The 14377-nt window shown below is 35.2% G+C and carries 14 protein-coding genes; 12 read left to right on the plus strand and 2 right to left on the minus strand.

The features are described from left to right. The first annotated feature begins 6 nt into the window (after window positions 1-6). The 8 genes from J4050_RS01550 to can all read left to right on the plus strand — a co-directional run bounded on the left by J4050_RS01550 (window position 7) and on the right by can (window position 9828). Window positions 7-1701, plus strand: a complete 1695-nt coding sequence (locus J4050_RS01550) for a hypothetical protein (protein WP_438874709.1) — start codon at window positions 7-9, stop codon at window positions 1699-1701. Beyond that, a complete protein-coding gene (locus J4050_RS01555; RefSeq protein ID WP_208152177.1) occupies window positions 1701-2705 on the plus strand; it encodes a vWA domain-containing protein in 1005 nt (334 codons plus the stop codon). The genes J4050_RS01550 and J4050_RS01555 overlap by 1 nt, the downstream gene beginning before the upstream one ends. Further along, entirely contained in the window at window positions 2698-3738 is a 1041-nt protein-coding gene (locus tag J4050_RS01560) for a vWA domain-containing protein (RefSeq protein WP_208152178.1), read from the plus strand. The genes J4050_RS01555 and J4050_RS01560 overlap by 8 nt, the downstream gene beginning before the upstream one ends. Before the next feature lie 87 nt (window positions 3739-3825). After that, window positions 3826-4659, plus strand: coding sequence for a tetratricopeptide repeat protein (locus J4050_RS01565; protein WP_208152179.1), 834 nt, complete (start codon window positions 3826-3828; stop codon window positions 4657-4659). Window positions 4660-4706: 47 nt separating this feature from the next. Then, on the plus strand, window positions 4707-6479 hold the full coding sequence (locus J4050_RS01570) for a BatD family protein (RefSeq protein ID WP_208152348.1): 1773 nt from the start codon (window positions 4707-4709) through the stop codon (window positions 6477-6479). Further along, the gene (locus J4050_RS01575) at window positions 6480-7235 is read left to right on the plus strand and encodes a tetratricopeptide repeat protein (RefSeq protein ID WP_208152180.1); all 756 of its coding nucleotides are present in this window, start codon (window positions 6480-6482) and stop codon (window positions 7233-7235) included. It begins immediately after the preceding gene. Window positions 7236-7310: 75 nt separating this feature from the next. Then, the gene (locus J4050_RS01580) at window positions 7311-9173 is read left to right on the plus strand and encodes a SulP family inorganic anion transporter (protein ID WP_208152181.1); all 1863 of its coding nucleotides are present in this window, start codon (window positions 7311-7313) and stop codon (window positions 9171-9173) included. 13 nt (window positions 9174-9186) lie between these two features. Next, window positions 9187-9828, plus strand: coding sequence for a carbonate dehydratase (can, locus tag J4050_RS01585; RefSeq protein WP_208152182.1), 642 nt, complete (start codon window positions 9187-9189; stop codon window positions 9826-9828). Here the strand turns inward: can and J4050_RS01590 are convergent. Beyond that, window positions 9825-10343 (minus strand): CvpA family protein, encoded by a 519-nt coding sequence (locus J4050_RS01590; RefSeq protein WP_208152183.1) that lies wholly within the window; start codon window positions 10341-10343, stop codon window positions 9825-9827. The genes can and J4050_RS01590 overlap by 4 nt on opposite strands. Before the next feature lie 97 nt (window positions 10344-10440). Between J4050_RS01590 and J4050_RS01595 the strand changes: the two genes are divergently transcribed. The 3 genes from J4050_RS01595 to J4050_RS01605 are packed head-to-tail and all read left to right on the plus strand — an operon-like array spanning window position 10441 to window position 12271. After that, window positions 10441-10797: a hypothetical protein gene (locus tag J4050_RS01595; RefSeq protein WP_208152184.1), complete on the plus strand. Its 357-nt coding sequence runs from the start codon at window positions 10441-10443 to the stop codon at window positions 10795-10797. Window positions 10798-10852: 55 nt separating this feature from the next. Next, window positions 10853-11872, plus strand: coding sequence for a phenylalanine--tRNA ligase subunit alpha (gene pheS, locus J4050_RS01600; RefSeq protein WP_208152185.1), 1020 nt, complete (start codon window positions 10853-10855; stop codon window positions 11870-11872). 3 nt (window positions 11873-11875) lie between these two features. Then, window positions 11876-12271, plus strand: coding sequence for a hypothetical protein (locus tag J4050_RS01605; protein WP_208152186.1), 396 nt, complete (start codon window positions 11876-11878; stop codon window positions 12269-12271). A 10-nt stretch (window positions 12272-12281) separates the two neighbouring features. On the opposite strand, the gene J4050_RS01610 is transcribed toward J4050_RS01605, so the two are convergent. After that, on the minus strand, window positions 12282-13283 hold the full coding sequence (locus tag J4050_RS01610) for an NAD(P)H-dependent glycerol-3-phosphate dehydrogenase (protein ID WP_208152187.1): 1002 nt from the start codon (window positions 13281-13283) through the stop codon (window positions 12282-12284). 133 nt (window positions 13284-13416) lie between these two features. Here J4050_RS01610 and J4050_RS01615 point away from each other — a divergent pair, with 133 nt between their 5' ends. Continuing rightward, entirely contained in the window at window positions 13417-14361 is a 945-nt protein-coding gene (locus J4050_RS01615) for a nicotinic acid mononucleotide adenyltransferase (protein ID WP_208152188.1), read from the plus strand. The last annotated feature ends 16 nt before the right edge of the window (window positions 14362-14377 follow it).

Genomic DNA, 14377 nt, shown 5'->3' on the forward strand with positions numbered 1-14377 from the left:
GATAATATGATAAGTATGTTTTCTAACATTACTATTGCTAAAATCCAAAACAAAAACATCACCTTTGTTTTGGGCTGTCTATTGTTCCTTATTTCATTATCGCTACAGGGCCAGGTTCGGTCAGAAGTAGACACCACTACTATACGCATTGGTGAACAAATTAAATTTAAAATTGAGGTAGAAGCAGATTCTTCGGCACTAGTTATTTTTCCGGAGGGACAAACCTTTTTACCCTTAGAGGCCGTAGAAGCTACCGAAGTAGATTCATTACGAAAAGAGTCTAACATTATTTTTAGTAGAATTTATAAATTGACTCAGTTTGATTCTGGATACTACACTATACCCACTCAAAAGATTTTAGTAGGTGACAACACACTTTTTACGGATTCTCTAAGGATAAGGGTAAATGCTATTGAAGTAGATACCACTAAACAAAAGCTTTACGATATAAAACCAATTATAGAGGTAGACAAATCAAGCGGAAATTGGTGGAAGTGGTTATTACTAATTTTTCTCGTACTCGGAATTATTGCCTTTATCATTTATTGGTTTATTTGGCGTAAAAAGCCCTTAACCGAAGAGGAAGAAATAGCATCGCTGCCTCCTTATGATAGAGCAAAATTAGCTATTGATAAATTGGACGAGAAAGGCTTTTTAAGGTCTCTAAAGCTAAAGGATTATTATTCAGAGTTGACCTTTATTATAAGAAAATATCTAGACGAAAAAGTTTACGATCATGCTTTAGAGAGTACGACCGATGAGTTAATAACACGATTGCAATTACTGAAAGACGGTAATCAATTTCCGTTTACAAAGGAAACTATTTCAAATATTGGCTCAATTTTAAAACGTGCAGATTTAGTGAAGTTCGCTAAATCGGCACCAGACATAGCATTAGCCGAAATGGATAAGGCTACAATTGCAAAGGAAATCGAACATATTAAGGACTGCCTTCCAGAGCCAACTGAAGAAGAAAAATTACTGGATTTAGCTTATAAGCAAGAACAGGAACGGAAAAAGAAAAGAAGAAAGATTACCCTTTCTGTAATAATGGCCTTGAGTTTAATACTATTAACCTACGTAGGTTTTGGAGTTAAATATGGATTTGGATATGTAAATGATACCATTATTGGTAACGAAAGTAAATCTTTATTAGAAGGCGAATGGGTAAAGAGTGCTTATGGGTTTCCTCCTATTTGGATAGAAACTCCAGAAGTGCTGAAGCGTATGGATTCATCTGAAGCGGCTCAGCTTAATGAAAACATGAAAACAACTATGTTTTTTTATGGTAGCTTTAAAGATAATCTCTACATACGCACAGGAACCTCGCAAGTCTTAAAAACTCAGGCAGAAACTGCTGATAAGCAAAAAGCTATCAATATGTCAGCTATAGTAGAAGCCAATCTGAAAAAATGGGAAGCATTAGGAGTTAGGAATATTCTAACCAAAACAGAGAAATATACTACACCCAATGGTGCAGAAGGTCTAAAAACGTATGGTACTGCAGAATTTCCAACAGAAAGCTCGGAGATTTTTAAATCAGGGGAATACGCCATTTATAGTTTTACAACGGAGAATGTAGTGCAACAGATAGCCTTAGTTTGGCCCACAGATGATGAGTATGCAAACGATATTATTCAACGCGTCGTAGATTCTATAGAATTGATACCAGATGAACTTGCAAAAGAAGAGGATGACTAATGTTTGAGAATATAGAGTTTTTAAATAAAGAATTGTTCTGGTTGTTTTTAGTTTTACCAATAGCCATTATCTGGTATGTATTTAAGCATCAAAGACAAACCGCAGAGTTAAAAGTGTCTAGTATTAGAGGTTTTAAAGCCTCTTCAGCGACATGGTCAACGCTAAGACATGCATTGTTTATGTTGCGATTACTGGCTTTGGCATTGTTAATTACCGCTATCGCAAGGCCTAGGACGGTAGACGTATCCACTCGGACCAAAACCACGAGAGGAATTGATATTGTTATGGCCATAGATGTCTCTGCCAGTATGCTAGCTAAAGACTTAAGGCCTAATCGTTTAGAGGCCCTTAAAGAAGTGGCCGCAGATTTTATTAATGGTAGGCCTAATGATAGAATTGGTCTTGTAGAATATGCAGGTGAAGCTTATACCAAAACACCTATAACATCAGATAAGACTCTTGTTTTAAGGTCCTTAAGGGATATAAGGTATAACACCATCATAGAAGGTGGTACCGCAATAGGCATGGGATTGGCTACTTCGGTAAATCGCTTGAAAGATAGTAGGGCTAAGAGTAAAGTAATTATATTATTAACCGATGGTGTAAATAACTCAGGATTTATAGATCCAAAAATCGCTAGTGAATTAGCGGTAGAATATGGTATAAAAACCTATACCATTGGTTTAGGGACAAACGGAATGGCTTTATCTCCAGTATCCATTAATCCCGATGGTACCTTTAGATACGGCCGTCAACAAGTTGAAATTGATGAAGACTTGCTCAAGGAAATTGCCGAAGCAACAGGAGGTCGCTATTTTAGGGCAACTAATAATCAAAAATTGGCTGAGATTTACAACGAAATCAATAAGCTAGAAAAAACGGAAATAGAAGAGAGGAAGTACTATAATTACGAAGAAAAATACAGACCATTGGTTTTATTAGCAGGTCTATTATTGCTAATTGAAACCTTATTAAGACATACAATATTTAGAAGCTTTGTTTAGAATAGATGAAAAAATATGGTTTTGGACATTATTGCTTATTCCAGCAGTAATCCTGCTCTTTTTGTGGTTGCAATTATGGAGACGAGCTGCCCAAAAGAAATTTGCAGAACGACGACTTTTAGAAAAATTAAGCCCTAATCAATCTCTATTTAAAAGCGTGTTAAAAATCTTAGTATTATGCGCTGGTTTTGGCTGCTTATCACTAGCCTTGGTAAACCCTAAAATTGGAACAAAACTAGAAACGGTAAGAAGTCAAGGTGTAGATATAGTATTTGCAGTAGATGTATCTAAAAGTATGCTTGCAGAAGACATTGCACCTAACAGACTAGAAAAATCCAAACAACTTGTAACCCAGATTATAAATAGTTTAGCTAGCGATCGTGTTGGTATCATAGCATATGCAGGTAAGGCATTTCCACAACTGCCAATTACTACCGATTATGCGTCGGCCAAGATGTTTCTTCAAAATATGAATACAGACATGCTTTCTTCTCAGGGTACGGCTATAAGAGAAGCTATACAATTGGCAAAAACATATTACGATGATGAGGAGCAGACCAATAGAATTTTAATCATAATTTCTGATGGAGAAGACCACGAAGGTGAAACAGTTGATATAGCAGAGGAAGCCAATGAAGAAGGTATTAGGATTTTAACCATAGGCGTTGGTGATGTAAAGGGAGGCCCAATTCCAATTAAAAGAAATGGTGTTGTTTTAAATTATAAAAAGGATTCTAACGGAGAAACCGTAATCACCAGACTAGATGAGAATACACTTCGCGAAATTGCTCAAGAAACCGACGGTGAATATATTAATGGAAGAAATACTAGCGAGGTAGTTGATACTATAAAAGAAATTTTGGAGAAAATGGACAAGAAAGAATTTGAGTCAAAGCAAATCGCAGACTATAAAGATCAATTTCAGTGGTTTTTAGGATTCGCTTTAGTATTTTTCTTTATAGATATATTTTTATTAGAGCGTAAAACAGAGTGGCTCCGAAAGCTCAATTTATTTAACGAAGCATCTATTTAAACTAAGCATTAGGAGTTATTTAGAAATTCTTTAACTCTATAATTAAATGGCTTTGCTAACTTTAGATAAAGAAAAGAACAAAGTAAAATGAAACAAATTGTATTTCTTGTTGTAACACTTTTAGGATTTTTGAGTAGTGCTCAGAATTCTACCACTGAGGATGCAAAGACATTAAAAAAGGCTGAAGCATTAGTCTATAAGGGCAACGAACTTCTTCAAGAAGAAAATTTTACAGAAGCAGAAATGGAGTACAGAAAAGCTATTTCTAAAGCTCCAGACAAAGCTACCGGGTCTTATAATTTAGCCCACGGTTTATATAAAAAAGGAAATGTTGAGGAGGCACTTTTTAGAGGAGAAGAAGCTGCTAAAAATGCAAAGACAAAAGAAGAAAAGCACAGAGCCTATCACAATATTGGAAATTTCTTAATGGAAAATAAAAATTGTAAACAAGCTCTCGAAGCGTACAAAAATGCATTGCGGAATAATCCTAATGACGAGGAGACGCGATATAATTATGCTTTAGCCAAGGAGTGCGCTAATCAGCAAGAAGATGGTGGAGGTGAGGATAACAAAGAGGACGAAAACAAAGAAGAAGAACAAGATAAAAAAGACCAAGAAAAAAAAGAAGACGAGAATAAGGAAAACCAAGACAAGAACGACCAAGGCGATAAAGATCAAAAAAAGGGTGATGAAGAAGAAGATGAAAACGGAAAGCCCAAGGAGGACAAACAAGATAATGGGCAGGGAGAAGACGATAAGAAGAAAGACCAACAAAAACCTAAACCAAAGCCTGGACAAATGTCTCCGCAACAGATTAAAAATATCTTAGAAGCCATGCAAAACCAAGAGCAAAAAGTGCAGGCCAAAATGAATGCTGAAAAACAAAAAGGAGCGAAGGTAAAAACAGAAAAGGATTGGTAAAAATCGATTTGAATTTTGATAATAGCCAGAGAAATCCTAAAGAACCTATGAGTATTAGAAGATTTATCACATTTATCATTATTGCGATAGCAAGCATGAGTTTGTCTGCCCAAGTAAAATTTGAGGCTAAGGTGAGTAAATCCAAGCTTGGGGTAAACGAAAGGCTTCGTATAGACTTTGAGATGAATAAAGATGGAGACAATTTTATACCTCCAAATTTCGAAGGGTTTGATGTTGTTGGTGGGCCAAGTACTTCTGTTAGTAATTCGTGGTTTAACGGTAAGCGTTCATACAAGAAAACGTATACCTATTTTCTGTCACCACAAAAACGTGGCACTTTTACCATCAAACAGGCTAAGATTGAAATTGAAGGAGAAATTTATAAAACATTTCCGGTTACCATTACGGTTACGGCCGCTGTAGATAAACCTAATAGTCCTCCAGATGCCTCAGATATTGCGGCTGAAAAAATCCATTTAGTTGCTGAGGTCTCAAAAACAAACCCATATTTAAACGAAGCGATAACTGTTGTTTATAAGCTTTATGTGTCTCCAGAGACAGGTGTTAGCAATTGGCGAGAAAAAGATAATCCGAGGTACAACGATTTTTGGAGTCAGAATATTGAGATAAAGGGGTTAAACATTCAAAACGGAAAGTATAAGGGAGAAGATTACAGATACGTTGTACTCAGAAAAACGGTGTTATATCCTCAAAAATCCGGAAAGTTAAGTATAGAACCTCTCGTATTAGACATCACTGTTGAAGTCCCTACAAATAGAACAGATATTTTTGGTAGAGCTTTAATGACAAAAGTACCACAAACGGTAACTGCAGGCAGTAGGACAATTAATGTAAAGCCACTGCCAGAACAAGGAAAACCTGCAGACTTTAAGGGTGCGGTTGGAGACTTTACTTTGAGCGTAACAACTTCTAAAACAGAGTTAAATGCTACAGAATCTTTACAGGCTAAAGTCGAAGTTAGCGGTAAAGGAAATCTTAAATTATTTGAACTTCCCAAATTAACCACACCAAGTTCTTTAGAGGTATATGAGCCAGAGCATGAAGAGAGCGTAAGAACTAACCTCAACGGAATGCAAGGTAGTATATCAGATACCTATACTATAGTACCACAGTATAAAGGTAAATATCCTGTTCCATCAGTATCCTTTTCTTATTTCGATTTAAATTCAGAACGTTACAAAAGACTATCTTCTGACGAAATTGTTATAGATGTTTTAGAGGGCCCAACAGCTTCTTTAAATTCAACTATTGAAGAAACTAGCCCAAGTGTAAAACAATCTGTTAGAACCTCTGGAAATACCTTCGCTTTTATTAAAACCTCAACTACTTTTGAGGGGATGTCCACTATTGCATTTTTTAAGTCCAATTTATTTTGGTCGCTTTTGCTTTTACCCTTTATGTGTATACCAATTGCAATTTTCTTAAGAAGGAGAAAGGAAAAATTAGACAATGACATAATAGGTAACCGAATTAGAAAGGCTGATAGGTTGGCAAGAAAATACCTTAGTAAGGCCAAAAAAGACTTAGGCAACAAAGAAGCGTTTTACATAGCTTTAGAAAAAGCACTACATAATTACCTTAAGGCCAAATTAAATATTGAAACTAGTGACTTTAATAAGGAAAAAATAAGAAGTTTATTGTTGGATAAGAATGTTGAAGAACTGCCTATAGCTGATTTCATTTCTATTTTAGAAAACTGCGAATTAGCACGATATACACCATTTACTCAAGTCACCATGCAAAATGACTATGATAAGGCAGCAAAGACCATTTCATTAATAGATAAACAATTGAGATAGATGCAGAAATACGTAGTAATATTTTGGTGTTTATTAACTACAATAGTGGTTGGGCAGAACAATCAACAACGCTTTGATGAAGCTAATGCGCTGTATAATGATGCAAAATATGCTGAAGCCATAGATAAGTACCAATCCATTTTAGATTCTGGAGTGCAATCATCCGAGTTGTATTTTAATCTTGGGAATGCTCATTACAAACTAAATAATATTGCACCTAGCATCTTTTATTTTGAAAAAGCATTACTTCTCAATCCAAACGATAAGGAAATTAAAAATAACCTCGCTTTTGCTCAAAATATGACAATCGATGCAATTGATAAGGTCCCAGAGGTTGGTTTTTCGAGAATAATTAAGAATATAGTTAACCTTTATTCAGCAGACACTTGGTCTAAAATTGCTATCACAGGTGTGTTTATGTTTGTTATTATCTTTTTACTCTATCGTTTTGCTAGGGCTACAACTAAAAAACGAATTGCCTTTGTAATCAGCGTAGTTGGATTATTTCTTTCCTTTTTTTCAATAATTATGGCGTTTCAGAAAGACGACTTGGATAAAAAGGATAACCCTGCAATTGTATTTGCGCAAGAAAGTCGTGTAAAATCGGACCCGAATAAAACCAGCGAGGAGCTCTTTAGATTGCATGAAGGTACCAAAGTTCAAGTATTGGAATCTTATGAAGACTGGTACAAGATTGAACTTTCAGATAAAACCCTAGGTTGGATTCCTTCTCAGGACATAAAAACTTTAAAGTAAATTCTATTTCATTGTTGCTTATTGATATCAGACTCAAAAAAAGTCTGTATATTTTATGCGTCTAAGCATTAACCTATGAAAAATTTCTTTAGCAACATTAGGGGTGACGCCTTTGGTGGGCTCACTGCTGGTATCGTGGCGCTTCCACTAGCACTAGCCTTTGGGGTGTCATCTGGGCTTGGTCCAAGTGCTGGACTTTATGGAGCTATTTTTATCAGTTTTTTTGCTGCATTGTTCGGAGGAACAAATACTCAAATATCAGGTCCAACTGCACCAATGACAGCTGTAAGCATGATTGTTGTTGCCGGAATAGTAGCTGCCAATGAAGGTGATGTTGAAAAAGCCTTGCCCTCGATTTTATTGGTGTTTTTACTTACCGGTTTAATCCAAGTAGCATTGGGTGTTCTAAAGCTTGGTGAATACATTAGATATATTCCTTATCCTGTTGTTTCTGGATTTATGACCGCAATTGGATTAATCATTATTATAACACAAATTTTACCAGCTTTGGGGTATTATCCCAAAGAAGATTTAGGTTTTGTGGAACGATTTAAACCGCAGGCAGAAGAAGTTATTTTAGAAAATATTCTTAAGGAGGAGGCTGGTGAGGGAATTTTAGTTATAGAAGATTTTCAGGAGACTATTGATAGAGCCGACGAAATAACAGCAGAAATCATTCTTAAGGAGTCACAATCTTTAGCTGCAAAAAGTGCGTCTGGGACTATCGGAGCGCTGAGGGTATTGCCAAGAGCAATTAAAAATATCAATTGGTTAGAATTAGCATTGGCTATAAGCACAATTTTTATTGTTTTTGGATTTAAGAAAATAACAACTAAAGTACCAAGTTCCCTTGTTGCTTTGGTATTGGTTTCTACCGTTGCAGTTGTATTTAATTTAGATTACAGGACCATAGAGGAAATTCCTTCAGGTATACCCATACCTAATATGGAGATTTTTAGCAATATTAGTATTGGAACTATTACTCCATACATTTTTACCGCATTAACGCTTGCTATTTTAGGAGCAATAGATTCCTTGCTCACAAGTGTTGTAGCTGATAATATGACCAAAACAAAACACAAACCGAATAGAGAATTAATGGGTCAGGGTATTGGAAATAGTATTGCTGCTATTTTCGGTGGAATTCCAGGAGCAGGAGCCACGATCAGAACAGTAGTAAATATTAATGCAGGAGGAAAAACTAAATTATCAGGGATGATTGCAGGTTTAGTTTTGCTAATTATTATGATGGCATTGGCACCAATAGCTTCAAAAATTCCAGCTGCTGTTCTTGCCGGAATATTAGTTGTGGTAGGGATAAATGTAATGGACTATAAAGGCATAAAAGCCATACCTAGTTTACCAAAAGATATTGAATTAGGCCCTTTAAAATTGAGCTCAGAAGTAATCATCATGCTCATTGTATTGCTCCTTTCAACATTTTGGGACTTAATATATGCAGTAGGAATTGGTCTTGTAATTGCGTCGTTAATGTTTATGAAAAAAATTGGGAACATTACCGCGAGACGCAGTAGTGTTAAGTCAATTAAGGAAACAATATGGGCAGATGAGCTAAACTTTCCTCAACGATTTAAAGAAGAAGTTTTCATTAAACATATTAATGGGCCACTCTTTTTTGGTTCTACATCAGATTTTCAGGCCTTGACAATTCAAATTCCTGAAACAGCTTCAATAGTAATAATGCGTTTGGGAAGAATGCAATATATGGATCAATCGGGTTTATATGCTATGGAAGATATGCTGTTAGACCTTAAAAAAAAGAATGTAAATGTGCTCTTTGTAAAATTATTGGCTCAACCAAGATATATGATGGAACGCATTGATATTATCCCAGATTTTATTGGTGAGGATAGAATATTTAACAATTTTGAGGATTGTATTGCATGGATAAACAAAAACGTAGAGGATAAATACTAAAAACCCTAGGCTTATGAAAAATACATATTACAAACAATTACTTGTCAATAATAAAGAGTGGGTCAAGGAAATGACCGACGCTGACGAAAATTATTTTGAGAATTTGGCTAGGGGACAGAAACCACCAGTACTTTGGATTGGTTGTGCGGATAGTAGAGTACCGGCAAATGAAATTACAGGAACACATCCTGGAGAACTTTTTGTACATCGTAATATTGCTAATATGGTAGTACATACAGACATGAATATGTTAAGTGTCCTCGACTATGCGGTAAATCATCTTAAGGTTAAGCATATCATCGTTTGTGGCCATTACGGATGTGGAGGTGTTCAAGCCGCTATGCAGAATAAGTCCATAGGGCTTATTAACAAATGGGTTAGAAATATTAAAGAGGTTTATAAAGACAATAAAACCGAACTGAAGAAAATTGACGATGACAAAAAAAGATTTGATAGACTAGTAGAACTCAATGTTATTGCTCAAGTATATGATTTGGCCAAGACCTCAATTGTACAACAGGCATGGAAAGATGATACAGGCCTGCAAATACATGGCTGGGTATATGAGCTAAAAGATGGTGTTATCAAAGATTTAAAAGTGTCAATGGATAGCGCAGCACATCTCGACGAGATTTTTACCCTGGATTTAGATTAATTATTTTCAGATAAATCCTTTTGTTCATCTTCACCACTTTTAATAAGTGTTGGAAAAATTAAAGGTGCCAATGATTTAACTGGGTGGTAAAGCACACTCTCCTCTGTATCTTCGTCCTCTAAATAAGGTATAGTAGAATTGATTTTTTCAAATACCATAAGCAAAACACTAAGGATCAAGCCAATTTTTAATGCGCCAAAGGCAGCACCCAAAAATCGGTTTAGTAATCCTAGTGCCGCGAAATTTGCTAATTTAGTAAGCGCTTTTCCTGCAAGGCTAATGGCCAAGACTATGATGACAAAAGTAATTCCGAAAGCAACAATATTCAGCATTTTTTCGTCCCAGTCTACCCTAGCACCAAGGAACTCCGCAGCGAAAAAACTAAAGTGAATAGCTCCATATATACCTAGTACTAAAGCTAGAAGAGACGCTACTTCCACAAATAATCCTTTAATTAGTCCTCTTATTAAACCAAATAATAAGAGTGATCCCAAAACAATATCAATTATGCTCATTGTTGAAATAAGGTTTAATTAGGGTAAAATAGGTAATAAAGCGGAAATATAAATTAAATTTGTTTCTTATTATAACGCATCAATAGATGTAAAAATTATGGCTAGGGATATTCAATTAAAGGAGCGATGGGAATTAGTAGTAGAAAAACTATCCAATCAATTTGCAGATGGAGATACTTTAGATTTAGATGCAATTATCTATTTAATTGGTGTTCAAGAATTGGGTCAGTTACACCGACAGTTTAAAAAAGACCAGAAATTAGATTTAATGCACATTGCCATATGCAAAGTATTAGAACCATATGGTTTTTATGAATTTGATTTCGTCGATGACGAAGGATGGCCTCATTACAAGGTTAAAGCCCAATTACCCTTTCTTAAAGCTGGAGAACAGAGTGTTTTAATGAAGGAAGCTATTGTCAACTATTTTGTTGAATTAGACTATATCGACTAAGATTTTTTAAATTTGCCTTCATTTTTAAAAGGTCTCTAAATCAGCATTTGTAATTATGATTGATAAACTAAAAGAACTAATTGCCGAAGTCGAAGTATTCACTGCCCAAACCAAGGAAGAGGTAGAAGTATTTCGTATAAAATATTTAGGGTCTAAAGGTCTTCTTAAACAATATTTTACTGAGTTTAAGAATGTACCCAATGACCAAAAAAAGGAGTTTGGGCAAACCATCAACCAGCTTAAGAAAACAGCAGAAGAAAAAGTTAATACTTTAAAGGAAGCACTTGAGAATGCAGAGGAAGACAAAGGCATTTATGGTGACTTGTCTCGGCCAGGAGAACCCGTTGCATTAGGTGCACGGCACCCAATATCAATTGTAAAGAACCAAATAATAGATATCTTTTCTCGTATAGGATTTAATGTGAGTGAAGGGCCAGAGATTGAAGACGACTGGCATAACTTTACAGCATTAAACCTGCCAGAATACCACCCTGCCAGAGATATGCAGGATACATTCTTCATTCAGACCAATCCAGATATTTTATTGCGTACCCATACTAGCTCGGTGCAAGTGCGTTATATGGAAAATAATAAACCTCCAATAAGAACCATATCACCTGGACGTGTCTACCGAAATGAAGCCATATCTGCGCGATCGCATTGTTTCTTCCATCAAGTAGAAGGGCTATACATTGATAAGGATGTTAGCTTTGCAGATTTAAAGCAAACGTTACAATACTTTACAACTGAGATGTTTGGTAAATCCAAAATTAGACTTCGTCCTTCGTACTTTCCATTTACAGAACCTAGCGCTGAGGTTGATGTGTATTGGGGTTTGGAAACAGAAACGGATTATAAAATGACCAAAGGAACAGGTTGGCTAGAGATTATGGGTTGTGGTATGGTTGACCCTAATGTTCTAGAAAACTGTGGTATTGACTCCAAGGAATATTCTGGTTTTGCTTTTGGGATGGGTATTGACCGTATAGCTTTATTATTGCATCAAATTAGTGATATAAGACTCTTAAGCGAAAATGATGTGCGTTTCTTAGAGCAATTTAAAAGCGCACTTTAAATTTTGAAGAAAGACATTACAATTCCAAAGGTTAAGGAGGTTTACATTGCTGTGGTGCAGGAGAAACATCTAGAATACCAAACCCAAGATTGGAATGCCTATATCATTAATAATAGCGATAAAGAATTAGATACCGTTCTTATTCTTTCTCAAGGATATTCCGAAAGTAAAATGACACCTCCAATGCGGCATTCCATTGCCAAATTACCAGCAAGAAGTTTTGCTAAGATTGAATATTTGCAAGAGGATGTACTAGAACTTAATAACTCTTTTAAGCTAAGCTTTTTCCAGGGCAATCAAATGTTTGATAAAACGTATGTGTTTAGAAAAAACACAATAAACACAAGAGCCTTTCAGCCAATTCCTCTTATGAATACTAATGGTATATTGGTTAAATAGTATCTAATCTTTAATCTAATTTTTCCGTCAATTTATTAAACACTTTTTTTGGGTCTTTGTTGAGATATAAAATATCGTAAACAGCCTCTATTATAGGAAGACGGCTTTTTCTGTTATTCTTTTCATTAATGAGATAAGCGCTTTTGGTTGCATAGTAACCTTCTGCAATCATATTCATCTCCATCATAGCAGATTTTACGGTATATCCTTTGCCAATCATATTACCAAACATGCGATTTCTTGAAAAGATAGAGTAACCTGTTACGAGTAAATCGCCTAAATAAGCTGAGTTATTGATATTGCGTTTCATTTTATGGACTTTTTTGATGAAACGTTTCATTTCTCTAATGGCATTACTCATTAACACACTTTGGAAATTATCGCCATAACCTAAGCCATGAGCGATACCTGCGGCTATAGCATATATATTTTTAAGCATCACCGCATACTCTACTCCAATAATATCATCACTTATTTTAGTGTTGATATAAGAACTTGATAATCTGTTAGCAATAGCCTGAGCTTTAACAGGGTCTGCACAAGAAATTGTGAGATAAGATAAGCGTTCTAAAGCTACTTCTTCTGCATGGCAAGGACCAGCAATAACGGCTATATTTTCAAAAGGAATATTATAAATATCGTGAAAGTGCTCGCCTACCAAAAGACCAGACTCTGGGATTATGCCTTTTACGGCCGAAACAATTATTTTATCCTTAATGTCCACATTAAGCTTTTCTAATTCAGAATGCATAAATGCGGATGGAATAACAAAAAATAACACATCTGCCCACTCTGCAATTTCGTTGATATCATTACTTAGTTTTAGTTGTTCTGTGTTAAATTCTACTGAGCTTAAATAGCTAGGATTGTGCTGCTCTTTAAGGATGTGCTCTTTCGTATAAACACTGCGCATATACCAACCGACCTCATCTAAATTTTCACAAAGCATTTTAACAATAGCAGTTGCCCAACTACCAGCACCAAAAACAGCATATTTTGCAGATTCTATCATTGTAAAAACAAAATTTTTGTCTTTCAAAAATACATAAAATAAAGGTCTTGTTATTTCTCTATTGCAATGGGTGATTTAAATCTTGGCACAGGTTTTGAATTTCATTATACAGAAACCCTAAAACTTTTGAATTATGAAGACGATTAGATTTTTTTTAGGATTAGTATTAAGTACAACCCTCTTGACTTCTTGCTATAGAGAAGAAGTTGTTATTACCGATGTCAACCCAGCACAGTCGCTAAACCAGTTGCTTAGCTCTTACGAGTTGTGGTATGTTGATATCAATCAAACTCAAGGATTTGGGGAAGTACCATTTTTACAAATAGCGTTTACTGTTTCTTTTAACAATGGTCGCGTATTCGCTAATAATAACCTCGTTGGATTTGGAAGCCAAGGCAATGGTTTTGGAGTAGAGATTGGAAACTATGATGCTTATAATATGATTTTAGACACTTACCACATTGTTGATGGTTATGATAGTTTCGATGTCTATCAAATAAATAACAACACCATAGAATTATATAATCCTTTTACAGACACCTCTTACTTTTTAAAAGGTTACCAAAGGAATAATTTTGATTATGATTTTATTTTCTATGACAATATTCATTATTTCCTACAAGAGTATGAGGCTTGGGAAAAGGTGTACACAAGTAATTATGGTGTGTTAAATGAATTCGACTATGAGAATTATCTACAGTTTTTGCCAAGAGGAAATGACTCTACATTTAGAAGTTCTCAAGATGAACATGTTAATAATACCAATATGATTTTTTGGGATTACACAGGTCTTTATGGCGTTGGTAATGTAGCTGGTAATTTCTATTTAAAAACATTAACACTAGATTATGATTTCTTTGACAATGAATTCTTTGAACTTAGCGTTATTAATGATGCACGGATAGCGCTGTTCCATACTGTATCTGGTACAGTTTATGAGTTTGTAGGACGAAATTATATACCATATTTACGAAATACGAATACAGAAGGTAAAACGACGATTGAAGATGGTAAACCCAAAAAACGAAAGCAAAAAACCCCTAAGATAGATAACCCTAGGGAAAATGCACGAAGCTAAATTTTGGTTGGTTATT

The sequence above is a fragment of the Winogradskyella pelagia genome (genome assembly GCF_017581965.1).
GTDB lineage: Bacteria > Bacteroidota > Bacteroidia > Flavobacteriales > Flavobacteriaceae > Winogradskyella > Winogradskyella pelagia.

Coding starts and splice junctions, on each gene's coding strand:
- J4050_RS01550 (WP_438874709.1), top strand. CDS start 7: ATGATAAGTATGTTTTCTAACATTACTATTGCTAAAATCCAAAACAAA.
- J4050_RS01555 (WP_208152177.1), top strand. CDS start 1,701: ATGTTTGAGAATATAGAGTTTTTAAATAAAGAATTGTTCTGGTTGTTT.
- J4050_RS01565 (WP_208152179.1), top strand. CDS start 3,826: ATGAAACAAATTGTATTTCTTGTTGTAACACTTTTAGGATTTTTGAGT.
- J4050_RS01570 (WP_208152348.1), top strand. CDS start 4,707: ATGAGTATTAGAAGATTTATCACATTTATCATTATTGCGATAGCAAGC.
- J4050_RS01575 (WP_208152180.1), top strand. CDS start 6,480: ATGCAGAAATACGTAGTAATATTTTGGTGTTTATTAACTACAATAGTG.
- J4050_RS01580 (WP_208152181.1), top strand. CDS start 7,311: ATGAAAAATTTCTTTAGCAACATTAGGGGTGACGCCTTTGGTGGGCTC.
- can (WP_208152182.1), top strand. CDS start 9,187: ATGAAAAATACATATTACAAACAATTACTTGTCAATAATAAAGAGTGG.
- J4050_RS01590 (WP_208152183.1), bottom strand. CDS start 10,343: ATGAGCATAATTGATATTGTTTTGGGATCACTCTTATTATTTGGTTTA.
- J4050_RS01595 (WP_208152184.1), top strand. CDS start 10,441: ATGGCTAGGGATATTCAATTAAAGGAGCGATGGGAATTAGTAGTAGAA.
- pheS (WP_208152185.1), top strand. CDS start 10,853: ATGATTGATAAACTAAAAGAACTAATTGCCGAAGTCGAAGTATTCACT.
- J4050_RS01610 (WP_208152187.1), bottom strand. CDS start 13,283: ATGATAGAATCTGCAAAATATGCTGTTTTTGGTGCTGGTAGTTGGGCA.
- J4050_RS01615 (WP_208152188.1), top strand. CDS start 13,417: ATGAAGACGATTAGATTTTTTTTAGGATTAGTATTAAGTACAACCCTC.